Here is a 24,260-nt window from a genome sequence, read left to right on the forward strand (position 1 = left end):
TTTCATGCCGTTGATTCGCCGTCTTTCGCTGCCCGACGAGGCAGCCACCGCTGCGCTGGCGCAGGCGCTGGCGCCACGGCTGAAGCCCGGCGACGCCCTGCTGCTGGACGGCCCGCTCGGCGCCGGCAAAACCAGCTTTGCCCGCGCCCTGATCCGGCAGCTCACCGGGCCGTCAACCGAAGTCCCCAGCCCGAGCTTCAATCTGGTGCTGACCTATGACACGGAGCAGACGACGCTGTGGCATTTCGATCTCTATCGCGTGGCCAATGCCCGCGAACTGGACGAACTCGGCCTCGATGACGCTCTGCGTGACGGCATCGCCCTGATCGAATGGCCCGACCGCATGGGCAGTCAGATGCCGGCCACGGCGCTGACCATTCATCTTGCACCCACCGCTGGCGCCGACAGTCCACGTCAGGCCGAAATGCTGGGCGATGAGACATGGGCGGCCCGCCTCAACGATTTTCCGGTATCCGTGCATGACTGACCGCCTGTCCCTGTCCACTGCTTTCCTGGCCAAGGCCGGCTGGGGCAATGCCGCGCGTGCCAAGCTGGCCGGCGATGCTTCGTTTCGCAAATACGACCGCCTGCAGCGCGGCGCGACATCTGCCGTGCTGATGGATGCGCCGCCGCCGCAGGAAGATATCCGGCCCTTCGTGCATATTGCGCGCCATCTGGAGAGCCTGTCTTACAGCGCGCCGCGCATACTGGCCGAAGATACCCACCATGGTTTCCTGCTGCTGGAGGACCTGGGCGACGACCTCTTCGCGCGCCTGATCCGTGAGGGCACAGCGGAAACGCCACTCTACGAAGCCACCATCGACTTCCTCCTCGACCTGCATCGCCATGCTGCACCGGCCGGCATTGCGCCCTATGACGAGCAGCGCCTGATCGACGAGGTCGAGCTGTTCATCGACTGGTATCTGCCGGCACTGACCGGAAAGGATGTGCCGCAGGCACAGCGCCAGGCCTTCCGTTTCCTGTGGACCATCCTGGCACCTGAAGTGGCGCAGGAACCGCGGGTTCTGGTGCTGCGCGACTTCCATGCCGAGAACCTGCTGTGGCTGCCGCAGCGCAAGGGCGCAGCAAAAATCGGCCTGCTGGACTTCCAGGATGCGGTCGCCGGCCACCCGGCCTATGATCTGGTCTCGTTGCTGGAAGACGCCCGGCGCGATGTCGATCCTGAGCTGGCTGAAGCCATGCTGCAGCGATACATCGCCGGCAGCGGCGCCGATGACGCCACCTTCCGACGCGCCTATGCCATTCTCGGTGCCCAGCGCAATATCCGCATCCTCGGCATCTTCACCCGTCTGTGGAAGCGGGATGGCAAGCCGCATTATCAGGCCTTCATGCCGCGCATGTGGGGCCTGGTCGAACGTGACCTGATGCATCCCGCGCTGGCGGATCTGCGCGGCTGGTTCGATGCTGTCATACCGCAGGAGCAGCGGCGCAAGCCCCTGCCGGGCCTGTGATGGGCAACCTCCCGCAAACCGCGATGGTTCTCGCTGCCGGCTTCGGCACGCGGCTCAAGCCGATTACCGATCACACCCCAAAGCCGCTGGTATCTGTGGCTGGCCGCACGCTGCTGGACCGCTGCCTTGACCGTCTGGTCGAAGCCGGCGTCAGCCGCGCCGTGGTCAACATCCACTGGCTCGGCCAGAAAATCCGCGATCATCTTGCCGCACGGCGTGATATCGCCATCACCATATCGGATGAAAGCAACCTGCTGCTGGAAACCGGCGGCGGCATTGTAAAAGCCCTGCCGCTGCTGGGCGATGCGCCTTTCTTCGCTGTGAATGCCGATCTGGTCTGGCGCGATGACGGCCCCTCATCCCTGCGCCGTCTGGCCGACGCCTTCACTCCGGCAACCATGGACGGCCTTCTGTTGCTGCAGCCGCGCGAGACCGCCACCAGTCATGGTGGTCCCGGCGATTTTTCATTGAATGCGGACGGCCGACTGATCCGGCGCGGCGAGCAGGCGACCGCGCCTTTCGTTTATACCGGCGTGCAGATCCTGCGCCCCGAACTGTTGCGCGATGCGCCGGCCGGCGCATTTTCGCTGAACATCCTCTACGACCGCGCCATCACCGCCGGCCGCCTGCATGGTCTGGTGCATCGCGGCGACTGGATGGATGTCGGCACCCATGACGGCCTGGCAATGGCCGAAAAGCTGCTGGCATGACGCGCACGGCAGACCCCGCCGTCTTCACGATCGCGCCGGGGCGCGCCTTTCTCGATGTGCTGGCCGCCGGCATCCTGCAGCGCTTCGGCCGCGACCCGCTGCGACTCTCCCAAGTCATCATCCTCTTGCCAACCCGGCGCGCCTGCCGTGCGCTGACCGAAGCCTTCCTGCGCCAGAGCGACGGCGCGGCGCTGCTGCTGCCCGTCATCCGCCCGCTTGGCGATATCGACGAGGATGAACTCGACCTGCGCGGCGAGGCCGTTGCCGAAGCATTGCCCTTCTCGACACTGGATCGCACGCTGCTGCTGGCGCGCCTGGTGCGCGCAACGCCTTTGTCCGGCAACGACCCCGCCACCGCCGTGCGGTTGGCGCGCGAGCTGGGCCATCTTCTGGACGCCGCCGCCACCGAGGAAGTCGGCCTCGACCGCCTGCCCGATCTGGTGCCGGCCGAACTCAGCCTGCACTGGCAACAGACGCTGCAGTTCCTCGATGTGATCCGCACCGCTTGGCCGGCGATCAAGGCCGAGCAGGGCGGCCGACAGGATGCCGCCGAGCATCGCCAGGTACTGACCCAGCGCTGGGTCGACCACTGGCAGGAGAATCCGCCGGCCGGTCCGGTGATTGCCGCCGGTTCCACCGGCACCATTCCGGCCACCGCGCGACTGCTGAAACTGATCGCACGCCTGCCGGAAGGCATGGTGGTGCTGCCCGGCCTCGATCGCCATCTCGACGATCCGGCCTGGGCAGCGGCGCAGACCGAGCCCACCCATCCGCAACATGCGCTGGCGCGCCTGCTGCAGACTATCGGCGTGCTGCGCGGCGAGGTGCAGGACTGGCCAGGCGACGCCGCCAACGATGCAATCGCCACGGCACGCGCGACGCTCTTCTCGGCCGCCCTGCTGCCGCCGGGCGAAACCCATCGCTGGCGCGCCATGACTGTGACCGCCACCGATGCGGCGCTGTCCGGCCTGCAGCGCGTCTATGCGCCCGGTCCGCGCGAGGAAGCGCTGACCATCGCGCTGATGATGCGCGAGACGCTGGAACAGCCCGGCCGCACCGCCGCCCTGATCACGCCCGACCGCATGCTGGCGCGCCGTGTCGCCGCAGAACTGGCGCGCTACGGGATCAACATCGACGATTCCGCCGGCACGCCGCTGGACCAGACGCCGCCGGCCGTTTTCCTGCGCCTGCTGGCACAGGTCGTGGCCGAAGACTGCGCGCCGGTGGCCTTGCTGGCGCTGCTGAAACATCCCTTCTGCAGGCTGGGAATGAAGCGCCTCGACCTGCTGCGCTGGACCCGGCAGGTCGAACGCGCCGTGTTGCGCCGGCCGCGCGCGCTGTCCAGCCTCACGGCGCTCGCCACCGACCTGCAGCCGAAACATGCCGATCTGCTGCCCCCGCTGACGCGCCTTCGCACCATCCTGCAGCCGTTGCTGGCGCTGCGGGCGCAGGACGAGGTTGCGCTCGACGACATGCTGCGCGCGCAGATCGTGGCGGCCGAATCGCTCACCTCCACCGATGAGGATGATGCCCCGTCGCTGTGGCAGCATGACAGCGGCGAAAGCCTGCATGCCCTGACAGTGGAACTGCTGCAGGCAGCCAGCCAGTTCGGCGCATTGGCGCCCGCCGCTTGGCCGCGCCTGCTGGACGCCCTGCTGGAAGGCCAGGTGGTGCGGCCACGTCGCAACGCGCATCCGCGCCTGTTCATCTGGGGTCTGCTGGAAGCGCGCCTGCAGCATGCCGACCGCATCATCCTTGGCGGCCTCAACGAAGGCACCTGGCCACCGCAGGCCAAGGAAGACCCGTGGCTGAGCCGGCCGATGCGCGACAAACTGGGCCTGACGCCGCCGGAATTTCGGCTGGGCCAGACCGCGCATGATTTCATGCAGGCCGCATGCGGCGCCGATGTGATCCTGACCCGGGCCGCCAAGGTCGATGGCACACCGACGGTGCCGGCGCGCTGGCTGCTGCGGCTGGATGCCCTGCTGGAGGGCGATCCACGCTGGCCGGCCACGCAGGCGCCGCAGTATCTGCACTGGGCCGACGGGATGGACACACCGGCGGAGGTGACCCACGGCGCCCTGCCGCGCCCGACACCGCCGGTCGATGCCCGTCCACGCGCCTTGTACGTCACCGATATCGAAACCTGGATTCGCGACCCTTATGCGCTCTATGCCAAGCGCGTGCTGAACCTGCGGCATCTGGACGACCCCGATCAGCCACCCGATGCGCGGCTGCGCGGCAACGTGATCCACAGCGTGCTGGAAAGCTTCCTGAAGAGACATCCTGCCGATCTGCCGGCAGACGAGGTGGCGCTGACCGAACTCTTCGATCTCGGCCGCGCCGAATTCGGCGACTGGCTGCAGCGCCCGGAGATCGCCGCGCTGTGGTGGCCGCGCTTCGAACGCGCCATGCGCTGGTTCATGGTCTATGAACGCGCGCGGCGCGGCGACGGCTTCCGTCCGGCCCTGCTGGAGCAGGACGGCAAGCTGGACATCGCAGCGCCGGCGGGCACGTTCGCTCTGAAAGCCAAGGCCGACCGCATTGATCGCCATGATGTCGATGGCACACTGGCCGTGCTGGATTACAAGACCGGCCGTCCACCCTCGGCCAAACAGGTGCATACCGGCCTGTCGCCGCAGCTGGCGCTGGAAGCCGCCATTGCGCGCGCCGGCGGCTTCGAGACCCTGTCACCCGCCGAGATCGCCGAGCTGGTCTATATCCGTCTCAGTGGCGGCGGACCCGAACCGGGCGAGGCACGCAAGATCGAGAAAGGCAAAAGCCGGACCGAGATTCCGCCAGCAGATGAACTCGCGAAGGAAGCATTGGCCCGGCTGGCCGCCTGGGTGGCACGCTTCGATGACGTCGCCACGCCCTATCTGTCACGACCGCGGCCGCAATTCGTCGATTATGCCGGCGACTACGATCATCTCGCCCGCGTGGCCGAACGCGCCGAAGGCATGGGAGAAGAGTCATGACTCCCGACCAGGAACTACAGGCCCATACCACCAACCAGCGCGTCGCCGCCGATCCGGCGCTGTCAGCCTGGGTGGCGGCCAATGCCGGCTCAGGCAAAACAACGGTCCTGGTTGATCGCGTCACACGTTTGCTGCTCAACGACACGCGCCCCAGCGGCATCCTCTGCCTCACCTTCACCAAAGCTGCCGCCGCCGAGATGCAGCTGCGGTTGACCAAGCGGTTGGGTAAATGGACAACCTATCCGGACGACGACCTTAAGAATGATCTTCTCAAGCTTTTGGGTCGAAAGCCGACTGAAAGCGACATGGACGCCGCCCGGCGGCTGTTCGCCCGCACGCTTGAGGCTCCTGGCGGCCTGAGACTCCAGACCGTACATGCCTTCTGCGAAGCATTGCTGAAACGCTTCCCCGTCGAAGCCAATGTGCCACCGGGCTTCGCGGTGGCTGACGAGGCTGTCACCGCTGAGCTCTTCGCCGCCGCGCAGGCACAGGTGCTGGGCGATGGTCTGACGGATGTCGGCTTCCAGCCGGTGATTCATTTCTTTGCCGCCCGCGTGGATGACACTCGCTTTGCAGCGTTGCTGAAAGCCCTGCTTGGCCGCCGCCGCGATCTCGCCCTGCTTCTGGATGCCCATGGTAATGCCGAAGCCGCTGTCGGTGCGCTGCATGCCCTGCTCGACCTGCCGCCGGATGCAACGCGCGACGGCTGCCTGCAGGCCTATATCGACGGCATGCCGCTGGCCGCCCTGCGCGAGGCAACCGCGATGCTGTGCGCCGGCGGCAAGACCGACCAGAAGATCGGCCGGCCGCTGGCCGACTGGCTGGCTGCCGGTTGCCCAACGACGACATTCGAGTCTGACTGGCTAGCCGGCTTCTTCACCGCCGAGGGCAAGCCGCGGGCCAGCATGGCCAGCAAAGCGGCCGGGCCGATTGCTACGGATACGCTGGTCGAAGAGCAGACCCGCCTGATCGCGCTGCAGCAGACGCTGAATGCCCTGACCATCGCCGAGGCCACGGCCATGCTGCTGCGCCTGGGCGAACGCGTGCTGGCCGCCTATACCGACCTGAAAGCGGCGCGCGGCCTGCTGGATTACGATGACCTGATCCTGAAAAGCCGTGACCTGCTGGTCGAACCCACCCAGGTGCCCTGGGTGATGTTCAAGCTGGACCAGGGCATCGACCACATCCTGGTCGACGAGGCGCAGGATACCAGCCCGGACCAGTGGTCGGTGATCGCGGCGCTGGCGGAGGAATTCTTCAGCGGCACCGGTGCGCGCGACATGATCCGGCGCACGGTGTTCGCGGTCGGCGACATCAAGCAGTCGATCTACAGCTTCCAGGGCGCGCGGCCACAGGCTTTCCTCGACATGCGCGAGGATTTCCGCCGCCGTGCCGAGGCCGTGGGCGAACAGCTGCATCCCGTGCCGCTGGAAATGTCTTTCCGCTCCGCGCCCGCCATCCTGCAGCTGGTCGATTCCGTCTTCGCCCGGGAAAATGCCCAGACCGGCGTGGTGCAGGATGACAAGCTGCTGAGCCACAAGGCCAGCCGGCGCGAGGCTGCGGGGCGCATCGAAATCTGGCCGCCACTCAAGCCTGATCCAAAAGCGCAGAGCGAACCCTGGGACACACCGCTGGACTATGTGGGCCAGAAAGATCCACGTGTGCGGCTGGCCGAACAGATCGCGGCAACGATCCGTCACTGGATGGATCATGAAGACCTGCCCAATCAGGGCCGCCGCCTGCGCGCCGGTGACGTGATGATCCTGGTCCGTCGCCGCAATGTGTTCTTCGAGGCGATAGTACAGGCGCTGAAAGCCGCCAATGTGCCGGTGGCGGGTGCCGATCGCATGCGGCTGGCCGAACAGGTCGCCGTGCTGGATCTTCTGGCGCTCGGACGCTTCTGCCTGCTGCCGGAAGATGACCTGACGCTGGCTGCCGTGCTGAAGGGCCCGCTGTTCAGTTTCAGCGAAGACGATCTCTTCGCACTGTGCTGGAATCGCAAGCAGCGTCATGTCTGGCATGAGCTGCAGGCACGTGCAAACGAACACTCCCACTGGAAAGCCGCCAGTGACGAGCTGCATGCATTGCTGGGGCGAGCCGACCTGATCCCGCCGTTCACGCTCTATGCCGAACTGCTAGGTGCAGGCGCTGGGCGTCGTCGCCTGATCGCCGGGCTGGGCCCACAGGCCAACGAGCCGATCGATGAATTCCTGGCTGCCACGCTCAGCTATGAACGCGAGAACGCGCCAAGCCTGCAGGGCTTCATCAGCTGGTTCCCGCGCCATGCTGGCGAGGTGAAGCGCGATCTGGATCAGGGCCGCGATGAAGTGCGCGTGCTGACCGTGCATGGCGCGAAGGGTCTGGAAGCACCCGTGGTGATCCTGCCCGATACCTGTGACCTGCCGCAGGAACAGGGCAGCGAAGGCCTGCTCTGGGGCGAAGCACCGCAGCCGCCACGCCAGCCGACTTATGCCGCCGGTCCCGCTCTGGCGCGCGCCGTGCCGCAGCTCTACTGGCCCCTTCGGAAGGATAACGATGTCAGCATCACGGCGGGCCTGCGCGCGGCACGGCAGGCCGAGCAGATGGCCGAATATCGCCGCCTACTCTATGTGGCGCTGACCCGCGCGCAGGACCGGCTGTATGTCTGCGGTTATCTCAACAGCCGTACGGCCGAGAAAGGTCCGCCGCAGGGCTGCTGGTACGATCTTGTCTCGGCCGGCTTCGCCGCCTTGCAAACCCAGGAAACCATCGCCTTTTCCTGGGGTGATAAAGGCCTGCGATTTGAGAGCTTCCCGTTAAGCCGCGGCACGGCAAAACCGCAGGCCGCCGCGCCTGTCATGGCCGCCCTGCCCGATTGGCTGCACCATGCGCCGCCACCCGATCCGCTGCCGCCCAAGCCGTTGAGCCCGTCGCGCCCGAGCAAGGCTGATCCGCCGCCGCTCAGCCCCACGGCTACCGACCGACTAGTCGGTTTGACACGTGGCCGCCTGATCCACCGCCTGCTGCAAACCCTGCCCGATCTTGATGGCGAGGACACGCGTCGCGCTGCAGCCATACGCTTCCTGGCCCATCCCGCGCATGCCATCACATCGGCACAACAGCATGAAATTCTGCAAGAAGTACTGGCAGTTCTGCATGATCCGGCTTTCGCGCCGGTGTTTGCCCCACAGGCGCGTGTCGAAGCGCCAATCGCCGGCCGCGTCGGCAACCGGATGGTCGCCGGCCAGGTTGACCGTCTGCTGATCACAGACAGTGCAGTGCTGGTGGTTGATTACAAAACCAACAGGCCGCCACCCGCACAGGCTGCCGACGTGGACCCGGCATATCTGGATCAGATGGCCCTGTATCGCGCTTTGTTACAGCAGGTATTCCCGGGGCGGATGGTTGAGGCCGCTTTATTGTGGACCCATGCCCCGCGGTTGATGCCGTTGCCGGCAATGCTGCTGGATCAACGACTTGCAACTTTCACCGCAACGTGACTGTTTCACTGCAACGTGAGTAGCCGTAGGCTGGGCCGGTGCCTAGGTTGACGACATGACACTGAACGCTTTACGCCGCTTTGGGTTGTTTACCGCGCTGGGCTTCGCCGCTCTCGCGGCAACGCTGCCTGCGCAGGCACAGTCTAAGAATCCTTCGCAGCTTGTGGTTCTGGAACTCTTCACCAGCCAAGGCTGCAACTCCTGCCCGCCGGCCGACGCACTGATGAAAGACTGGCAGCAGCAGCCCGGCGTTCTGCCGCTGTCGCTGCATGTCGATTACTGGGATTACCTTGGCTGGAAAGACACACTGAGCCGCAAGGGCCATGGCGTGCGCCAGCAGGATTACGCCCGCAACTCCGGCAAGCGCGAAGTCTACACGCCGCAAGTGGTGGTGGACGGACAGTATGCCGTGGTGGGATCGGATCGCGAAGCCGTCGCCTTCGCCATCGAGAAGGCGCGCAAGCAGCAGCATGTGACCATGAAGGCCGAGCGCAACAAGGCCGGCCAGTTCCAGGTGCAGGTGCCCAACATCGATAAGGCCATAGCCGAGAAAGGCTGGGCCGGCGAAGCGAAGCTGATCCTCTGCCGTTTCGATCTTCAACATGATGTGGCGATCGAGCGCGGCGAAAATCAGGGCCGCACGCTGAACTATCTCAATGTCACCCGCTCCTGGACCGAGGTCGGCCGCTGGCAGGGCAAGGATGCCACTTACGAGGTTCCCGGTCTGGCGGATATCGACTGGAACCGTCAGGGCGCCGTCGTGATGCTGCAGGCGGTGAACAGCCAGGGACTCGGACCGATTATCGGTGCCGTTGACCTGAAGCCCGCCCAGTAACTCTGCCGGACGGGAATTCCCGCCAGACCGGCCGGTCACAACCTCAATCGTTGACAGCGCTGCCGGGCAGGCCGAAGCTTTCGGCATGACCCATTGTTTGCGTGCCGCCCCGTGAGTGACCAGGGACTGCCTCCAACCCGGATCGAGCACCGCCTGCGGCCGGCTGACCGCAACGACCTGCCGCGACTGAACGAGATTATCCGAACCCTGCCGGCCGAGATCGTGGCCGATCTGGACCTTGCCGAGCTGCAGCGCGACGGCAGCACCCTGTTCCTGGCCGAATGGCGCACCGCTATCGATGGCTTCATCATCCTGCTGCCGCTGCAGCGCAGCCTGCTGATCCACCGCCTGGTGGTGGCAGAAGATGCGCGCGGCCGGGGCGTCGGCGCCTGGCTGCTGGATTGCGCAGCAGGGCATGCGCGCAGCCTGGATCTCGCCACCATTGAAATCCAGAGGCCAGTGCAGGATCGCACCGGTATCGACTGGCTGCGCCGGCGCGGCTTCACCCCCGACCCCCATGGCGGCAACAGGATTTATCTGCGCCGCCCCGTATAAACATAATCAGAAAAGCCCGAGGACATTTCGATGAGCGAACAGAAACCCGCACTGCTGCCGTCCAGCACCGTGCTGATGATCCGCGATGGCGATGCCGGGCTGGAAGTCTTCATGGTGAAGCGCAATCACGCCATCGACTTCGCCTCTGGCGCCATGGTGTTTCCCGGCGGCAAGCTGGCAGCCGGCGACAGCGACCCGGTGCTGATGGGCCGCCATGCCCGTCCCGGCAGCTTCGATCCTGCGCTCACGCCCTTCGCCTTCGGCGCGATCCGCGAGGCATTCGAGGAATCCGGCCTGCTGCTGGCGCGCAAGAAAGGCCAGGGCAGCCTGCTGTCGGCTGCCGAGGTTGAAAAACTGGGCCAGTGGCGCGAGCCGCTCAACCGCGGCGATAAGACGCTGCGTGACATGGCGGAAGCCGAGAATCTCGATTACGCGCTCGACCGTCTGGTGCCTTTCGCGCACTGGATCACACCCGAGGTGATGCCCAAGCGCTTTGATACCTGGTTCTTCTTGGCGCTGGCGCCCGAAGGCCAGATCGGCGCCCATGACGGCAGTGAGTCGGTTGAATCGGAGTGGCTCGGCGCGCAGGCAGCCCTCGATGCCTGGGAAGCCAAGCAGCGCACCATCGTGTTCGCCACCCGCATGCAGCTGGTCAAGCTGGCGCGGTCAAAGGATGTGGCGTCTGCATTGCAAGCGGCTGCCGACGATCAGATCGTCGATGTGATGCCGGTGCTGGACAAGGTGAGCTTCAGCGAACCGCATCTGCGCATCCCGGCCGAAGCCGGCTACGGCGTGACAGAAGTGGCGCTCAGCCGCGTCGGGATGTAGTGCTGAAAAAAGAAAGGCTCCTCAGCCCTTCTTTTCCTCTTTCTTCGGCTCGTCCTTCTCCACCACATCCTTGATGCGTCGGGTCAGGTCGCGGGCGGAATAATCCGGCACCAGATAGGCCCAGCCATCCAGGCGGCGGATCGCCGCGTTGGCCTGCTTCTCGGCTTCGTCAGGCGACAGCAGGTCCTTGTTGGCCGGGTTCGGCTTGGCCAAGGCGGCGTCATAGGCCACCGCGATGGTGATCCAGAACTTCTTCTCCTGCTCGGCCGGAATGGTGCGCACGGTGGCCTTGATGCCGTCCAGCGTCACGATCTCGGTCACGGTCGCCTTGGAGAAGTCATGTTCGGCGGCCTTGGTCACATCCTCGAAGGTCGGATAGGACAGCGCGCCGGCCACGGCATTGATGTCGAAGGCCGAACCCGGCTTCATGCCCTTGGGCACATCCTGCAGCACGAAATCGATGCCCGAACCGTCAGTCTTTTCCGGGCCACGCAGCACGCGCAGCTTCTCGCCGTCTGCATGCGTCACAGCAGCATAGGCCACGCGGCTGCGCTCGATCTTGATCAGGTCCTTGACCAGCCACTGCACCGGATCGGCCGGCAATTCCAGAATGCCCTGGGCCAGCCAGGCGCGGGCTTCGTCGGGCTTGCGCACGTGAATCTGGCCCGGCTTGCCGCCGACCGGGAAGCTGCGCATCTTGCCGATGATCACGGCAGCGATCGACTTTGAATCGGCATCAACCAGACGCACCAGGATCGGGCCAGGATCGGCCTTGGTGGCCTCATCGGCCGGCTTGTATTTGTCCGGCTCGGAAACCTGCAGGCGGTCGTAATAATCGGGCTTGTCGGTGCGCGGTTCGATGGTTTCCAGACCGGCGATGCCCAGCACGTTCTTGCGTACCAGATCGGCACGGACCGGATAATCATGCCGGCTCGGCATGTTCCACTGCTCGGCGCTGGCGCCACGCTCGATGCGGAACAGCGCCTTCGACGTGGCGATTTCCAGCGACGCCACCTCGTTGACCTTGGCGGTCAGGCCGGCAAACAGCGGCTGCGGCGTGAAATCGGCTTGGGCCGCACGGTCACGCGAGGTCGCCACCCACCAGCCGGCGCCACCGACGATGACGGCGGCACCCAGCAGGATCGCCCAGCTCTTGTTGCGCATCTGCATGGTTTGACTCCTTGCGCTCAGCCTTCCAGCGCGCGCCGGATACGGCGCTGGCGCCAGACGATGGCGAGGCCGACCGCCACCAGGGCGGCCAGCAGCGGCATCAGGCCGATATTGATGAACTTGACCAGAAGCTGCAGCGATTCGATGTCGCGGTTCAGCTCACGCTGCACGCCGCGCAGTTCGCGACGCGTTTCCAGCAGCTGGTCGCGGAAGGTGCCGATGGCGGCTTCCTGCTCGGCGCTAAGCAGCGCGTTGGACTGTTCCTGCGCCTTGGACTGCAGGTCAGCCAGCTGCTTCTGCGTCGTTTCCAGCTTCTGCTCCAGCGCGCGCTGGCGGGCCAGGAACTGCTGGTCAGCCTGCCGGCGCATGCCGTCGATCAGCTCGAACGGACGCTGCGACTTGCCACGGCTGCGCAGGCCGATCATGTCGCCCGAACCCGACATGTTGTCGATGGCATTGACCAGGAAGTCGGCATTGGCTGCGATCGGCACATACATGCTCTGCCCCATCATCTGCTGGGTACGGACCCAGAAGCGGTCGTCCAGCATGTCAGCATCGGCCACCAGCAGCACGTTGATCGGCTTGGCGCTCTCGGTCACCGGAGCGGCAGGTGCCGCAGCAGGCTGAGCGCCGTCCTTCTTCTCCACCGCCGGCGCACCATTGGGGAAGGCCGTCTTCGCCGGGCCGCTGATGCGGGCCGCCAGCGTATAGGTCTCGCCGCTCGCCTTGAACTTCTCGGCCAGCAGCTGCGGATTGGGATCGCCTTGCAGATCGGTGACGTCCATCAGCATCGCCTGGTTCGACGAGGTGATCAGCGGCGTCAGCGTCGTGGTCGCGCCGTCCAGCTTGCGGATCGCGCCCATCGAGGCGGCATTGAGCTGTGTCAGGTCGGCGGTCACCACGTCGCCATGGCTGAGATTGTCGGGCTGGATCGCCAGCCACGGCACGTAGTCGACGACAGCGGCTGCGCCCTGGCGGCCGGTCTGCACGCGCTGGGCCAAGCCAAGATCGCCGACGAACTTGCCGGCCTGCACTTCCACGCCCCAGGCCTTGAACAGCTCGGGCAGCAGCGAAGACTGGTCACCCGGCGGCATCGGCCGGCCCGACATCGGATCAGGCAGCGCAGCCATGGTTTCGGAGTAAGGATCGGCGAAGACGATCAGCCGGCCGCCCTTCAGCACATACTGGTCGATGGCATACTGGGCCTGCGGGCTGAGGTCCTTGGGATGCGCCAGCACAAGCGCGCCGAGCTTCTCGTTGATGTCTTCAGGCTTGGAGGCATCCAGCATCTTCACATCGAAGAACTGCTTGATCTGCTCGAGGATCAGGTAGGGCTGCGACTGACCGCGCATCGCCGCCATCACGCCGCCCGGGCCATATTCCAGCGGCAGCGCGCCAAGGATGCCGACCGTCGGCTTGGTCGGATTGCTCAAGGCGTAGACCAGCTTGGTCAGATCGTATTCGAGGAACTGTTCCTTCTCCGCCTGGAAGAAGGGGATCACCTGCTGCTGGTCGAGCGTGTTGGAGCCGACCAGGCCGAAATAGAGCGATCCGGTCTGCGTCTGCGCACCCTGCAGGCCGGCCTGCACCGCGCGGTCTTCCGCTTCGGAGAAGGGCTCGGGGTCGATCACCTCAAGGCGGATCTTGCCGCCCGACAGCGCCGCATAGCGCTCCAAGAGTTCACGCACACGGGTGCCGTACTGCTTGAGCTGCGGTGCATTGCCGGCCAGCTTGTCGGAGAAGAAATAGCGCAGTGTGACAGGCTCGGGGATGGTCTTGAGCACGTTCTTCGTGCCATCCGACAGCGTATAGAGCCGGGCCTCGGTCAGGTCGATGCGTGTATCGCGCAGGCCCTGGTTGACCAGAATGTTGAAGCCGAGAAAGACCGCGAAGGCGGCGACAAGCCCGGTGCCGGTGAGAAGCGCTTTTTTGCCGGTCTGCATGGTTCAGCCCGCCTTCTTGAGATCGACGACCACCGCATTGGCATAAAGCCAGACCGCGATGAGCGAGAGGAAGAACACCAGATCGCGCAAATCGATCACGCCTTCGGTGATGGCGTTGAAATGCGACAGGAAACTGAAGGAGGCGATGGTGTCGGTGATCAACGCCGGGGCCCAGCCCTGGAAGAAGCTGAGCACCATCGGCGCACCGGATACGGTGAAGATGAAACAGACCAGCACGCTGACCACGAAGGCGATCACCTGGTTCTTGGTCACCGCCGACATGCAGCTGCCGATGGCCAGATAGGCGCCAGCCATCAGCAGGCTGCCGATATAGCCGGCGAGGATGACGCCGTTATCGGGCGAGCCGAGCCAGTTGACCGTGAGCCAGAGCGGGAAGGTCAGCAGCAGCGCGATGCCGGCAAAGGCCCAGGCGGCCAGGAACTTGCCCAACACGGCGGCCCACAACGGAATAGGCAAGGTCAGCAGCAGCTCGATGGTGCCGGCCTTGCGCTCTTCGGCCCACAACCGCATGGCGATGGCAGGAAGAAAGAAGAGATAAAGCCAAGGATGGAACAGGAAGAAAGCCTTCAGGTCAGCCTGGCCGCGCTCGAAGAACTGGCCGAGATAGAAGGTGAAGATGCCGGCGGTGAACAGGAACACCACGATGAAGACATAGGCGACCGGCGTCGAGAAATAGCCGCTGAGTTCGCGGCGCAGAACGGCAAGCATCGGTTTCATGATTCGAATTCCTCAGGCGGCGCGCGCTTGGGTGATCTGGCGGAAGGCCGCATCCAGCTTGCCCGGCGCAGCGACGATGTCGCCGATGCGCCAGCCGGCAGCACCTTCCGGACGGCCCTCGGCCACGATGCGGCCGCGGGCGATGATGATGGCGCGGCTGCACACCGCTTCCACTTCTTCCAGGATATGGGTCGAGATGATGATCGCCTTGTCGCGCGCCATGGCCTGGATCAGGCCGCGCACTTCATGCTTCTGGTTCGGATCGAGGCCGTCGGTGGGTTCGTCGAGCACCAGCACCGGCGGATCATGCAGGATGGCCTGCGCCAGACCGACGCGGCGCTTGTAGCCCTTGGACAGCGTGTCGATCGGTTGGTCCAGCACATCCTTGATGTTGACCTGGTCGATCACCTTGTCGAGGCGCCACTGGCGGTCCTTGCCGCTCATCTCGCGCACATCGGCGATGAAATCGAGGAAGCCGCGCGCCGTCATGTCGGCATAGGTCGGCGCGCCTTCCGGCAGATAGCCGATGGCGCGTTTGGCGGCCAGCGGTTCGGCCTCCACGTCATGACCGCAGACCGAGATGCTGCCCGAAGTAGCGCTCAGGAATCCGCAGAGCATTTTCATGGTGGTGGACTTGCCTGCGCCGTTGGGCCCCAGAAAGCCCAGGACCTCGCCCTTGGCGACCGTGAAACTAATCGTGTCGACGGCGGTGAACGGGCCGAATTGCTTGACCAGATTCTTGATGTCGATCATCGTTTTAGGACGTCCCTTGCCTGCCCGTGCAGCCTCCCGCCGCACGGCGCCCGCTAGATAAGAGTTTCCACGGCCATGGTTCAAGTCTCCCACGGGAATATGCGCCGGTTTGCCGCGTCATGAACGATCAGCCGGACGTAGCCTCGCCCTGCATTAACGTCTGCCAGATCGACCGGCGGACCGGCTGGTGCATCGGCTGCTGGCGGACGGGGGCCGAGATCGGGGCCTGGCCGACCCTGGATAATCCGGGACGCCGGGTCCTGCTGTCCGAGCTGCCCGCCCGGAAAGACAATTATCTGGCTGCCAAGGCCCGGGAAGCGGCCCGATGAGCCGCTCTCCCCCGCAGCGCTGATTAGGCCGCACGCCCCATGTCGGCCTTCCTGCTGAAACGTTTCCTCACCCTGCTCGCCACCTTGGCGGCCACTTCGGTGATTGTCTTCCTGGTGCTGGAAATTCTGCCCGGCGATCCCGCCCTGCTGGTGCTGGGCATCGACGCCACCGACGAACAGTTGATCGCCTTCCGCGAACAGTATGGCCTCAACCGCCCGATGCTGGCCCGCTACCTCGCCTGGATCATCGACCTCGCCCATGGCGACTTCGGCATCTCCTATGCCTACAAAACACCCGTATGGCCGCTGATCGCCGACCGACTGGTGCTGACCTATCCGCTGGCGATCAGCGCCATGCTGCTGACCATCGCGCTGGCGCTCGCACTCGGCGTCTTTGCCGCCGCGCGCCACAACCGGGCCGGCGATCTGGTGATCATGGGCCTCAGCCAGCTTGGCATCTCGATCCCGAATTTCTGGTTCGGCCTGCTGCTGATCCTGCTGTTCGCCGTCAATCTAGGCTGGGTCTCGGCCGGCGGCTTTCCTGGCTGGAATACCCCGGCCGGCGCCATCCAGAGTCTGATTCTGCCCAGCATCGCGCTCGCCGTAGTGCAGACCGCGATCCTCGCCCGCATCACGCGCTCATCCGTGCTGGATGTGCTGCGCGAGGATTTCGTACGCACGGCGCGCGCCAAAGGCTTGAGCCGCCAGGCCGTGCTGTGGCGCCATGTGCTGCGCAATGCACTGATCCCGGTGGTGACCGTCATCGGGCTGCAGTTCGGCAACCTGCTGACCGGCACCATCATTGTTGAACAGGTCTTCTCCCTGCCCGGCCTCGGCCGCCTGATCTTCCAGGCGATCAGCAACCGTGACATCGAAGTTGTGAAGGCGGCCGTGATTCTGCTGGCTTTCACCGTGGTGATGGTGAATTTCATCGTGGACATCCTCTATGCCGTGATCGACCCGCGCCTGAAGGCCCGCGATGTCTGATTTCTGGTGGCGCGCCCTCAGACATCGCAGCTTCGTGGCTGGCGGCCTGCTGACCGCGCTGGTGCTGGGCATGGCGCTGCTGTCGCTGGTCTGGACGCCCTATGCGCCGACGGCGATCAATATTCGCAACCGCATGGCGCCACCTTCGGCCGACTACTGGCTGGGGACCGACCCCTTCGGCCGCGACGTACTGTCGCTGATCCTGGCGGGCGCGCAGAACTCGCTACTGGTCGGCGTCATCGCCGTGGGTATCGGCCTGGCGCTGGGCAGTGCGCTCGGCCTGTTGGCGGCGGCCCGACGCGGCTGGCTGGAAGAATTGGTGATGCGCTTCGCCGATTTCACCTTCGCCTTCCCCGCCATTCTCTCGGCCATCATGCTGGCCGCTATCGCCGGCGCCAGCACTATGAACTCGGTCATCGCCATCGCGATCTTCAACATTCCGGTTTTCGCTCGCGTGGTGCGCGGCTCGGCCAACGCGATCTGGGCCCGCGATTTCATCCTGGCCGCCCGCAGTGCCGGCAAGGGAAACCTGCGCATCACCATCGAGCATGTGCTGCCCAACATCCTCAGCGTCATCGTGGTGCAGGCCACCATCCAGTTCGCACTGGCCATCCTGGCCGAGGCCGCGCTGTCCTATCTCGGCCTCGGCACCCAACCGCCGACGCCAAGCTGGGGCCGCATGCTGAACGATGCGCAGGCCATGGTCTTCCGCGCACCCTTCCTTGCCGTCTTCCCCGGCTGCGCCATCGCCATGGCCGTGCTGGGCCTCAACCTGCTGGGCGATGGCCTGCGCGACCTGACCGATCCGCGCCTGTCGCGGCAGAGGCACTGATATGAGCCATGCCCCGCTGCTATCCGTCCGCGACTTGCGCGTGACGCTGCCGGCGCAGGCTGGTGACGTCGCTGCCGTCCGCGGCATCAGCTTCGACCTGCGGCGCGGCGAAACACTGGGCATCGTGGGTGAAAGCGGCTGCGGCAAGTCGATGGCGGCGCTGGCGCTGATGGGCCTGTGGCCCGAGGGCGCCACGACGGGTGGCCGCGTGCTGTATCGCGACCAGGACCTGCTGGAGGCCAGCGAAGCGGCGCTCTGCGGTCTGCGCGGCAATCGCCTGGCCATGATCTTTCAAGAGCCGATGACGTCGCTCAACCCGCTGCACCGCATCGGCGACCAGATCGCCGAGCCGCTGCGACTGCATCGCGGCCTGACCCGGCAGCAGGGACGCGAGCGCGCCATCGACTTGCTGGATCGCGTCGGCATCGCCAGTCCACGCGAGCGGCTGGACGCCTATCCACATGAACTGTCCGGCGGCCAGCGCCAGCGTGTAATGATCGCCATGGCGCTGGCCTGCGAACCCGACATCCTGATCGCCGACGAACCCACCACCGCGCTTGATGTCACCATCCAGGGCCAGATTCTCGACCTGCTGCACGGGCTGGTGAATGAAACCGGCATGGGCCTCATCCTGATCAGCCACGACCTTGGCGTCATTGCCGAAACCGCCGACCGGGTTCTGGTGATGTATGCCGGCCGCGCCGTGGAAAGCGGCCCGGTGCATGCCTTGTTCGAGCGGCTGTCGCACCCTTATGCGCGCGGACTGTTCAAGGCAATACCGCAGGTCGGCAGCAACACCCCGCATCCGCGTCCGCCACTGCCCACCATTCCCGGCATCGTGCCAGATCTGGCCGCTCTGCCACCGGCCTGCGCCTTCGCCGATCGCTGTGCGCTGGTCGAGCCGCGCTGCCGGACGGAATTTCCGCCTGATGTCGCGGTGGGGCCGCAGCATCACGCCGAATGCTGGCGCACCGATGTCACGGCAGGCATGCCATGACGGCATTGGTGGAAATCACCGATCTTCACAAGGCCTATGCCATCGGCCACAGCCTGCCGTTCGCGCCCGCACGACAGGTGCATGCCGTCAACGGCGTGTCGCTGCGCATCGCGCCCGGCGAAAGCCTGAGTGTGGTGGGTGAAAGCGGCTGCGGCAAGTCCACGCTGGCCCGCCTGGTCATGGCGCTGGAGAAACCGGATCGGGGCCAGGTGCAGTTCAATGGCCGCGACCTGCACGGCCTCTCACCAGCCGATCTGCGCGCGGCGCGGCGCGATTTCCAGATGGTGTTCCAGGACCCTTACGGTTCGCTCGACCCGCGTCTCTCGGTCGAACGCATCGTCGCCGAACCGCTGGACGTGCTGGAGAAGGACGGCCGCGCGCATCGCCGGGCCCGCGTGGCGGAGACGCTTGCCACCGTAGGCCTGCGCGCCGGCGACATGGAAAAATATCCACATGAGTTTTCCGGCGGCCAGCGCCAGCGCATCGCCATCGCGCGCGCGCTGATCACGCGGCCGCACCTGATCGTCGCCGACGAGGCCGTATCGGCGCTGGATGTCTCCGTGCAGGCGCAGGTGCTGAACCTGATGGCGGATCTGCAGCAGCGCCATGGCATCACGTACCTGTTCATCAGCCATAACCTGGCGGTGATCGACCATCTCTGCACGCATGTGGCGGTAATGTATCTGGGGCGCATCGTCGAGCAGGGCCGCACGGATACCGTCTTCGCCCGGCCGGCCCACCCTTACACGCAGGCGCTGCTGGCTGCCTTGCCGCGCCCGGTGCCGCCGCCTGTCGGACAGAAACGCCGCCGCAGCCTGCTGCAGGGCAACCCGCCGAACCAGACGCAGCTGCCGTCAGGCTGCGCCCTGGCGCCGCGCTGCATGCATGCCGACGATCACTGTCGCGCCGTCGTGCCGCTGCTGCGGCCGCTGGGCAATGGCCGCAGCGCCGCCTGCCATAAAGCCGAAGACATCACCGAGGCTGACTGAGCACCTGGAGCTGGTAGCCGCGACTGCGCATGCAGTAATCCGCGATCTCCGCCATGCGCGGCCCTCGGTCGAAATAGGACGGAGAATTATGGCCGCGCTCCCAGGGCATGCCGATCCCGCGGTTGAAACCGGTGCCGGTCCAGGGCGGATACAACGGTCGCGACGACATACTTTCGTCAAAGGCCTGGCTGGATGCGGTCTGCTGGCAATCGGCCATATCGCGCTGCCGCTGCGCCGGCGAGGTATCGCTGCGCACCCATTCGGTCGGCGTTGTCGCACAGGCCGACAACGCCACCAGACCGATCAGGATTGCGGTGCGCAATATCATTTGTGAATGGGCGCCAGCGCGTAGCCGCGCTGCTGCATGCAGTATTCGCTCAGTTCATAGACCCGCGCACCGCGCAGGGTGTAGCTGCTGCCGCGACCGCCTTCGCCGTCACCGCCACCGCCATCCTGGAACTGCGTATCCTTGTAGGGCGGATAGATGGCCTTGCTCTTGTCGCTCTCGTCAAAGGCCTGGTAGCTGGCCATGTCGAGGCAGGATTTCTCGTCGGCATTGCGCTGCGCCACCGGCGTCCCGGCACGGGTCCATTCGGTGGTGGGAGCGCAGGCGGCCATGGCAAGCAGAAGCAGGCCGGAGACGGATGAGCGGATCATGGCAGTGTCCTCATTGCGGTATCGGTTGCAGGCTGTAGCCCCGGGCGCGCAGGCAGAAATCCTGCAGATCGCTCTCGCGCTGGCCGCGATACATGAACGGGTCGTTGTAATAGGAACGCCGGTAGCCGTAAGGCCCGTAAGGGTAATACGGATAGCCATAGCCAGGATGACCGAAGGCATAGGACCCGCCGAAGAAATTTTCCCGGAAGGCCTGGTTACGGGCCAGCAGATTGCATTCGCGGCTGTCGGCCTGGGCATCGGCCATGCTGACGCCGGGTTTCTGCCAGGCCAGCCGCGGACCGCAGGCGGCCAGCAGGAAGGCGATGGAAGACAATGCGGCAAGCGAGAGCGTTTTTTTGCCCATGACGTTTCCCGTCCGGTTCTGAAGGGGCAAGAAATTATAGCCTGAAGGCTGTCGCGCGAATGCGGCGGAATCAGGGCCGGACCATCACCTTACCGTGTAGAATCGGCAGGGGCGGTCTCCCGGGATTCAGTCACCCTGGCAGGGGAAGGCGTCGCTCAGCGCCAGACGCACGGTCTGGATCGCCTCCTGCCCCATCTGGTCGGCGTTTTCCTTGACCCATTCCATATACTGCTGACGCAGCAGCGCCGGCGGCGCCTCGCGCGGCGCGCAGAAAATGCTCAGATCCTTGGCCTCGCCGACACTGAGTTCATACATCGCCACCGCGCCCTGCAGATAGCGCAGGCAGCCGGCCATCCGCGCGCTGCCCTCGGCGCCCTCGCACAAGGCCGCGAGGTCTTTACCCAAAAACCGCGGCGGCGGCGTCAGGCCGGGCGACATCGGGGCCTGACTCTGGGCCCAAGCCTGGGCAAAGGTTCCAGTAGCGGTCAGCAGGACGACGGCGACAAGCAATGCACGCATCACACGATCTCGTTCTCGAAAGGCTCGCCGCCCATGCGGCGGAAGATGGCATACATGGCTTCGGCCGCCTGATCCAGACGGTTTTTATCGGTGCTGCGCAGCACAATCGCGGTCGAGGCCCGGCCGGCGCGGAAAGCCGGATACGATCCCATATCGACATCCGGATATTCCTGCTGCAGCGCCCCCAGGTCTTCCGCAACGGCACCCTCGGGCACGAAAGCCAGCACGGTGCGCGACAGCAGCTTGTCGCCGCCGGTCAGCGTCGGCGTCACGCTGCCGACCATGGCCTGGAAGATCATTGGCACGCCGGCCATCACCATGACATTGCCGATGCGGAAACCGGGCGCCGCCGACACCGGGTTGTCGATCAGCGTCGCGGTATCGGGAATGCGCGCCATGCGCAGGCGCGCGGCATTCAGCATGCCGGCCTCGTAATGCGCCTCCAGGCGGCGGCGCGCCTCCGGATGCACGTCGATACTCACGTTGAAGGCTTTGGCGATGCTGTCGGCGGTGATGTCGTCATGGGTCGGGCCGATGCCGCCCGAGGTGAAGACATAGTCATGGCGCACGCGCAGCTCGTTAATAGTCTGCACGATGGTCTCTTCCACATCGGGAATGACGCGCGCCTCGCGCAGGCGGATGCCGATCTCGGTCAGCTTGCCGGCAAGGAAATGCATGTTGGCGTCACGGGTGCGGCCGGACAGGATCTCGTTGCCGATCACCAGGATGGCGGCGGTGACGATCTTGGGCTGCGCGGCGGGCTCGGACATGGTCAGAGGCATAGCATGCGCTGGACGGCCCGGCCAGCCGCCGCTATAGCCGGGGCATGGACTTTCCCGCGCCCCTCACCCCGGCCGTGTTGCTGCGCCGTTACAAACGCTTCCTCGCCGATGTGCGTTTCGCCGACGGCCGCGAGGAAACCGTGCACTGCCCCAACCCCGGCGCCATGCTCGGCCTCGACCGGCCCGGCAGCCGGGTCTGGCTCAAGCCCGGCAAGGGCAAGCTGAACTGGGGTTGGGTGATCGCCGAAGCCGACAACAATACGCTGGTCGGGATCGACACTGGCCTGCCAAACCGGCTGACGGCCGAGGCATTGGCCGCCGGCCGCATCGCGGAGCTGACCGGCTATCACCTGCATCGGCCCGAGGTGAAATACGGCACCAACAGCCGCGTCGATTTCCTGCTCACCGCACCTGCGCGTCCTGACTGCTATCTGGAAATCAAGAACGTGCATCTGAGCCGCCAGCCGCCGCTGGCCGAATTCCCCGACTGCGTAACGGAGCGTGGCGCGAAACATCTGCGCGAGCTGTCGGCCATGGTCGCAGCCGGTCATCGCGCCGTGATGCTGTTCGTCGTGCAGCGCGCCGACTGCAGCCATTTCCGCATCGCCGCCGACTGCGATCCGGGCTATGCCGCCGCCTTCATCGAGGCTAGGAAAGCCGGGGTGGAGACGCTATGTTATGCCTGTCGCGTTACCGAGGCCGGGATCGTGATTACCGACCGGCTGCCGATAGACCCGTAACGCCCTGTATTTGAACGATAAATCGGACGTTTTACCGTGAACCAGACCCAGGCCCGCATCATCGACGACATGGACGAGGACGACGATTTCCGTCCCGGCGCCATCCGCCTGCACAGCGCGGCGGATTTCGAAGGCATGCGCAAGGCAGGCCATCTGGCCGCCGAGACGCTGGATTTCATCACTCCGCACGTGGCGCCCGGCATCACCACGGATGAGCTGAATTCGCTCTGCCACGCCTACATCACCGAGCACGGCGCCGTGCCCGCCCCTCTGGGCTATCGCGGCTTCCCGAAGTCAATCTGCACCTCGGTCAATCACGTCGTCTGCCACGGCATCCCGGGCGACAAGGTGATGGAAGATGGCGACATCCTGAATATCGATGTCACGGTTATCGTCGACGGCTGGCATGGCGATACCAGCCGCATGTTCCTGGTCGGCGATGTCGGTGTGAAGGGCAAGCGGCTCTGCGAGATCACCTATGAATCGATGATGCGCGGCATCGAGGTCGTGAAGCCCGGCGCCACCACCGGCGACATCGGCTACGCGATCCAGCGCTTCGCCGAGAAGGAGCGCTTCTCGGTGGTGCGCGACTTCTGCGGCCATGGCCTGGGCCGCATTTTCCATGAGCCGCCGAACATCCTGCACTATGGCGAGCCGGGCACCGGCGTGCCGCTGCAGGCCGGCATGTTCTTCACCATCGAGCCGATGATCAACGCCGGCAAGTGGCAGGTGAAGCTGCTGTCGGACGGCTGGACCGCCGTGACCAAGGACCGCTCGCTGTCGGCGCAGTTCGAGCATTCGATCGGCGTCACCGAGACCGGCTACGAAATCTTCACGCAGTCGCCCAAGGGCTGGCACAAGCCGCCGTATTTCTAAGACGGACTGATTGGCAGAAGCGGGCGAAACCGAAAAACCCCACTTCCACGGCCATCGCGCAAGACTGCGGGCCCGCTTCCTCGAAAGCGGCGGCGCTGGCATACCCGATTATGAAATCCTCGAACTGATCCTGTTCGGCGTCTTCCGCAATGGCGATGTGAAGCCGTTGGCGAAGGCGCTGGTGAAGGAATTCGGCTCGCTGGCCGCCGCCTTGTCAGCGCCGCCGGAACGGCTGGCGAAGGTGCCGGGCTGCGGCGAGGCGGCCATCGCCGCACTGAAGGTCACGCGTGAAGCTGGCCTGCGCCTGCTGAAGGCCGACGCCATGCAGCGGCCCGCCGTCTCGAACTGGCAGGCGCTGCTGGATTACTGCCGCGCGGCGCTCCAGCATGAGGGCATCGAGCAGTTCCGCATCCTGTTCCTCGACCGCAAGAACCAGGTGATCGCCGACGAGCAGCAGCAGCGCGGCACCATCGACCACACGCCGGTCTATCCGCGCGAAGTGGTGAAGCGTGCGCTGGAACTGAATGCCGCCGCCCTGATCCTGGTGCACAACCACCCGAGCGGCGATCCGACGCCGTCGCGCGCTGATGTCGAGATGACCAGGCAGGTTGCCGATGCGGCGGCCGCGCTCGGCATCGCCGTGCATGACCACCTGATCATTGGCCGCAAGGGCCATGTGTCCCTGCGGGAAAAGGGGCTACTGACGTAAGACCGCGCGTCCCGTGCG

At 65.4% G+C, this 24,260-nt stretch carries 25 protein-coding genes; 16 read left to right on the forward strand and 9 right to left on the reverse strand.

From position 1 onward, the window contains the following. Window positions 1–4 precede the first annotated feature (4 nt). The 8 genes from tsaE to AC1RRE_RS16415 all read left to right on the forward strand — a co-directional run bounded on the left by tsaE (window position 5) and on the right by AC1RRE_RS16415 (window position 10,857). Window positions 5–487 carry a tRNA (adenosine(37)-N6)-threonylcarbamoyltransferase complex ATPase subunit type 1 TsaE gene (gene tsaE, locus AC1RRE_RS16380; protein ID WP_492982384.1) on the forward strand — a complete coding sequence of 161 codons (483 nt, stop codon included), beginning with the start codon at window positions 5–7 and terminating at the stop codon, window positions 485–487. After that, on the forward strand, window positions 480–1,472 hold the full coding sequence (locus AC1RRE_RS16385) for an aminoglycoside phosphotransferase family protein (protein ID WP_492982386.1): 993 nt from the start codon (window positions 480–482) through the stop codon (window positions 1,470–1,472). Before tsaE ends, AC1RRE_RS16385 begins: the two co-directional genes overlap by 8 nt. Window positions 1,473–1,495: 23 nt before the next feature. Next, window positions 1,496–2,182 carry a nucleotidyltransferase family protein gene (locus tag AC1RRE_RS16390; RefSeq protein WP_492982388.1) on the forward strand — a complete coding sequence of 229 codons (687 nt, stop codon included), beginning with the start codon at window positions 1,496–1,498 and terminating at the stop codon, window positions 2,180–2,182. Next, a complete protein-coding gene (gene addB, locus AC1RRE_RS16395) occupies window positions 2,179–5,160 on the forward strand; it encodes a double-strand break repair protein AddB (RefSeq protein WP_492982390.1) in 2,982 nt (993 codons plus the stop codon). The genes AC1RRE_RS16390 and addB overlap by 4 nt, the downstream gene beginning before the upstream one ends. Further along, window positions 5,157–8,639 (forward strand): double-strand break repair helicase AddA, encoded by a 3,483-nt coding sequence (gene addA / locus AC1RRE_RS16400; RefSeq protein ID WP_492982392.1) that lies wholly within the window; start codon window positions 5,157–5,159, stop codon window positions 8,637–8,639. Before addB ends, addA begins: the two co-directional genes overlap by 4 nt. 55 nt (window positions 8,640–8,694) lie before the next feature. After that, the gene (locus AC1RRE_RS16405; protein WP_492982394.1) at window positions 8,695–9,474 is read left to right on the forward strand and encodes a DUF1223 domain-containing protein; all 780 of its coding nucleotides are present in this window, start codon (window positions 8,695–8,697) and stop codon (window positions 9,472–9,474) included. Window positions 9,475–9,585: 111 nt separating this feature from the next. Next, window positions 9,586–10,029: a GNAT family N-acetyltransferase gene (locus tag AC1RRE_RS16410; protein ID WP_492982396.1), complete on the forward strand. Its 444-nt coding sequence runs from the start codon at window positions 9,586–9,588 to the stop codon at window positions 10,027–10,029. 30 nt (window positions 10,030–10,059) lie between these two features. Beyond that, a complete protein-coding gene (locus tag AC1RRE_RS16415; RefSeq protein ID WP_492982398.1) occupies window positions 10,060–10,857 on the forward strand; it encodes an NUDIX hydrolase in 798 nt (265 codons plus the stop codon). 21 nt (window positions 10,858–10,878) lie between these two features. On the opposite strand, the gene AC1RRE_RS16420 is transcribed toward AC1RRE_RS16415, so the two are convergent. The 4 genes from AC1RRE_RS16420 to AC1RRE_RS16435 are packed head-to-tail and all read right to left on the reverse strand — an operon-like array spanning window position 10,879 to window position 15,461. Continuing rightward, entirely contained in the window at window positions 10,879–12,027 is a 1,149-nt protein-coding gene (locus AC1RRE_RS16420; RefSeq protein WP_492982400.1) for a DUF4340 domain-containing protein, read from the reverse strand. Window positions 12,028–12,044: 17 nt separating this feature from the next. Then, window positions 12,045–13,970: a GldG family protein gene (locus AC1RRE_RS16425; RefSeq protein ID WP_492982402.1), complete on the reverse strand. Its 1,926-nt coding sequence runs from the start codon at window positions 13,968–13,970 to the stop codon at window positions 12,045–12,047. A gap of 3 nt (window positions 13,971–13,973) precedes the next feature. After that, window positions 13,974–14,708 (reverse strand): ABC transporter permease subunit, encoded by a 735-nt coding sequence (locus tag AC1RRE_RS16430; protein WP_492982404.1) that lies wholly within the window; start codon window positions 14,706–14,708, stop codon window positions 13,974–13,976. A gap of 12 nt (window positions 14,709–14,720) precedes the next feature. After that, complete coding sequence (locus tag AC1RRE_RS16435; RefSeq protein WP_492982406.1) at window positions 14,721–15,461, reverse strand: ABC transporter ATP-binding protein; 741 nt, start codon at window positions 15,459–15,461, stop codon at window positions 14,721–14,723. Between the two features lie 119 nt (window positions 15,462–15,580). Here AC1RRE_RS16435 and AC1RRE_RS16440 point away from each other — a divergent pair, with 119 nt between their 5' ends. The 5 genes from AC1RRE_RS16440 to AC1RRE_RS16460 are packed head-to-tail and all read left to right on the forward strand — an operon-like array spanning window position 15,581 to window position 19,595. Next, window positions 15,581–15,790: a DUF1289 domain-containing protein gene (locus tag AC1RRE_RS16440; protein WP_492982408.1), complete on the forward strand. Its 210-nt coding sequence runs from the start codon at window positions 15,581–15,583 to the stop codon at window positions 15,788–15,790. A gap of 39 nt (window positions 15,791–15,829) precedes the next feature. Then, the gene (locus tag AC1RRE_RS16445; protein ID WP_492982410.1) at window positions 15,830–16,777 is read left to right on the forward strand and encodes an ABC transporter permease; all 948 of its coding nucleotides are present in this window, start codon (window positions 15,830–15,832) and stop codon (window positions 16,775–16,777) included. Then, window positions 16,770–17,609 carry an ABC transporter permease gene (locus AC1RRE_RS16450; protein ID WP_492982412.1) on the forward strand — a complete coding sequence of 280 codons (840 nt, stop codon included), beginning with the start codon at window positions 16,770–16,772 and terminating at the stop codon, window positions 17,607–17,609. Before AC1RRE_RS16445 ends, AC1RRE_RS16450 begins: the two co-directional genes overlap by 8 nt. Before the next feature lies 1 nt (window position 17,610). Then, a complete protein-coding gene (locus AC1RRE_RS16455; RefSeq protein ID WP_492982414.1) occupies window positions 17,611–18,606 on the forward strand; it encodes an ABC transporter ATP-binding protein in 996 nt (331 codons plus the stop codon). Continuing rightward, window positions 18,603–19,595, forward strand: coding sequence for an ABC transporter ATP-binding protein (locus AC1RRE_RS16460; protein ID WP_492982416.1), 993 nt, complete (start codon window positions 18,603–18,605; stop codon window positions 19,593–19,595). Before AC1RRE_RS16455 ends, AC1RRE_RS16460 begins: the two co-directional genes overlap by 4 nt. On the opposite strand, the gene AC1RRE_RS16465 is transcribed toward AC1RRE_RS16460, so the two are convergent. The 5 genes from AC1RRE_RS16465 to AC1RRE_RS16485 form a co-directional block, all read right to left on the reverse strand. Further along, the gene (locus AC1RRE_RS16465) at window positions 19,579–19,923 is read right to left on the reverse strand and encodes a hypothetical protein (RefSeq protein ID WP_492982418.1); all 345 of its coding nucleotides are present in this window, start codon (window positions 19,921–19,923) and stop codon (window positions 19,579–19,581) included. The genes AC1RRE_RS16460 and AC1RRE_RS16465 overlap by 17 nt on opposite strands. Next, window positions 19,920–20,252 (reverse strand): hypothetical protein, encoded by a 333-nt coding sequence (locus AC1RRE_RS16470; protein WP_492982420.1) that lies wholly within the window; start codon window positions 20,250–20,252, stop codon window positions 19,920–19,922. The genes AC1RRE_RS16465 and AC1RRE_RS16470 overlap by 4 nt, the downstream gene beginning before the upstream one ends. Window positions 20,253–20,262: 10 nt before the next feature. Further along, complete coding sequence (locus tag AC1RRE_RS16475; RefSeq protein WP_492982422.1) at window positions 20,263–20,616, reverse strand: hypothetical protein; 354 nt, start codon at window positions 20,614–20,616, stop codon at window positions 20,263–20,265. Window positions 20,617–20,742: 126 nt separating this feature from the next. Then, complete coding sequence (locus AC1RRE_RS16480; protein ID WP_492982424.1) at window positions 20,743–21,135, reverse strand: Rap1a/Tai family immunity protein; 393 nt, start codon at window positions 21,133–21,135, stop codon at window positions 20,743–20,745. Continuing rightward, window positions 21,135–21,905 (reverse strand): competence/damage-inducible protein A, encoded by a 771-nt coding sequence (locus tag AC1RRE_RS16485; RefSeq protein ID WP_492982426.1) that lies wholly within the window; start codon window positions 21,903–21,905, stop codon window positions 21,135–21,137. The genes AC1RRE_RS16480 and AC1RRE_RS16485 overlap by 1 nt, the downstream gene beginning before the upstream one ends. Before the next feature lie 56 nt (window positions 21,906–21,961). On the opposite strand from AC1RRE_RS16485, the gene sfsA reads away from it, so the two are divergent. The 3 genes from sfsA (at window position 21,962) to radC (ending at window position 24,242) form a co-directional block, all read left to right on the forward strand. Next, complete coding sequence (gene sfsA, locus AC1RRE_RS16490) at window positions 21,962–22,657, forward strand: DNA/RNA nuclease SfsA (RefSeq protein WP_492982428.1); 696 nt, start codon at window positions 21,962–21,964, stop codon at window positions 22,655–22,657. Between the two features lie 69 nt (window positions 22,658–22,726). Then, entirely contained in the window at window positions 22,727–23,533 is an 807-nt protein-coding gene (gene map, locus AC1RRE_RS16495; protein ID WP_492982951.1) for a type I methionyl aminopeptidase, read from the forward strand. Between the two features lie 10 nt (window positions 23,534–23,543). Beyond that, window positions 23,544–24,242 (forward strand): RadC family protein, encoded by a 699-nt coding sequence (gene radC, locus AC1RRE_RS16500; protein ID WP_492982430.1) that lies wholly within the window; start codon window positions 23,544–23,546, stop codon window positions 24,240–24,242. Window positions 24,243–24,260: the final 18 nt, after the last annotated feature.

The sequence above is a fragment of the Ferrovibrio sp. GW821-FHT12D07 genome, from assembly GCF_058807275.1.

Bases quoted from the DNA above. Each gene is read 5' to 3' on its own strand.
- AC1RRE_RS16415 (WP_492982398.1), top strand. From the start codon at position 10,060: ATGAGCGAACAGAAACCCGCACTGCTGCCGTCCAGCACCGTGCTGATG.
- AC1RRE_RS16480 (WP_492982424.1), bottom strand. From the start codon at position 21,135: ATGCGTGCATTGCTTGTCGCCGTCGTCCTGCTGACCGCTACTGGAACC.
- AC1RRE_RS16475 (WP_492982422.1), bottom strand. From the start codon at position 20,616: ATGGGCAAAAAAACGCTCTCGCTTGCCGCATTGTCTTCCATCGCCTTC.
- AC1RRE_RS16445 (WP_492982410.1), top strand. From the start codon at position 15,830: ATGTCGGCCTTCCTGCTGAAACGTTTCCTCACCCTGCTCGCCACCTTG.
- AC1RRE_RS16460 (WP_492982416.1), top strand. From the start codon at position 18,603: ATGACGGCATTGGTGGAAATCACCGATCTTCACAAGGCCTATGCCATC.
- AC1RRE_RS16385 (WP_492982386.1), top strand. From the start codon at position 480: ATGACTGACCGCCTGTCCCTGTCCACTGCTTTCCTGGCCAAGGCCGGC.
- sfsA (WP_492982428.1), top strand. From the start codon at position 21,962: ATGGACTTTCCCGCGCCCCTCACCCCGGCCGTGTTGCTGCGCCGTTAC.
- AC1RRE_RS16390 (WP_492982388.1), top strand. From the start codon at position 1,496: ATGGTTCTCGCTGCCGGCTTCGGCACGCGGCTCAAGCCGATTACCGAT.
- addB (WP_492982390.1), top strand. From the start codon at position 2,179: ATGACGCGCACGGCAGACCCCGCCGTCTTCACGATCGCGCCGGGGCGC.
- AC1RRE_RS16430 (WP_492982404.1), bottom strand. From the start codon at position 14,708: ATGAAACCGATGCTTGCCGTTCTGCGCCGCGAACTCAGCGGCTATTTC.
- AC1RRE_RS16435 (WP_492982406.1), bottom strand. From the start codon at position 15,461: ATGATCGACATCAAGAATCTGGTCAAGCAATTCGGCCCGTTCACCGCC.
- AC1RRE_RS16420 (WP_492982400.1), bottom strand. From the start codon at position 12,027: ATGCAGATGCGCAACAAGAGCTGGGCGATCCTGCTGGGTGCCGCCGTC.
- AC1RRE_RS16440 (WP_492982408.1), top strand. From the start codon at position 15,581: ATGAACGATCAGCCGGACGTAGCCTCGCCCTGCATTAACGTCTGCCAG.
- AC1RRE_RS16405 (WP_492982394.1), top strand. From the start codon at position 8,695: ATGACACTGAACGCTTTACGCCGCTTTGGGTTGTTTACCGCGCTGGGC.
- addA (WP_492982392.1), top strand. From the start codon at position 5,157: ATGACTCCCGACCAGGAACTACAGGCCCATACCACCAACCAGCGCGTC.
- map (WP_492982951.1), top strand. From the start codon at position 22,727: ATGGACGAGGACGACGATTTCCGTCCCGGCGCCATCCGCCTGCACAGC.
- AC1RRE_RS16455 (WP_492982414.1), top strand. From the start codon at position 17,611: ATGAGCCATGCCCCGCTGCTATCCGTCCGCGACTTGCGCGTGACGCTG.
- AC1RRE_RS16485 (WP_492982426.1), bottom strand. From the start codon at position 21,905: ATGTCCGAGCCCGCCGCGCAGCCCAAGATCGTCACCGCCGCCATCCTG.
- tsaE (WP_492982384.1), top strand. From the start codon at position 5: ATGCCGTTGATTCGCCGTCTTTCGCTGCCCGACGAGGCAGCCACCGCT.
- AC1RRE_RS16450 (WP_492982412.1), top strand. From the start codon at position 16,770: ATGTCTGATTTCTGGTGGCGCGCCCTCAGACATCGCAGCTTCGTGGCT.
- AC1RRE_RS16425 (WP_492982402.1), bottom strand. From the start codon at position 13,970: ATGCAGACCGGCAAAAAAGCGCTTCTCACCGGCACCGGGCTTGTCGCC.
- AC1RRE_RS16465 (WP_492982418.1), bottom strand. From the start codon at position 19,923: ATGATATTGCGCACCGCAATCCTGATCGGTCTGGTGGCGTTGTCGGCC.
- AC1RRE_RS16470 (WP_492982420.1), bottom strand. From the start codon at position 20,252: ATGATCCGCTCATCCGTCTCCGGCCTGCTTCTGCTTGCCATGGCCGCC.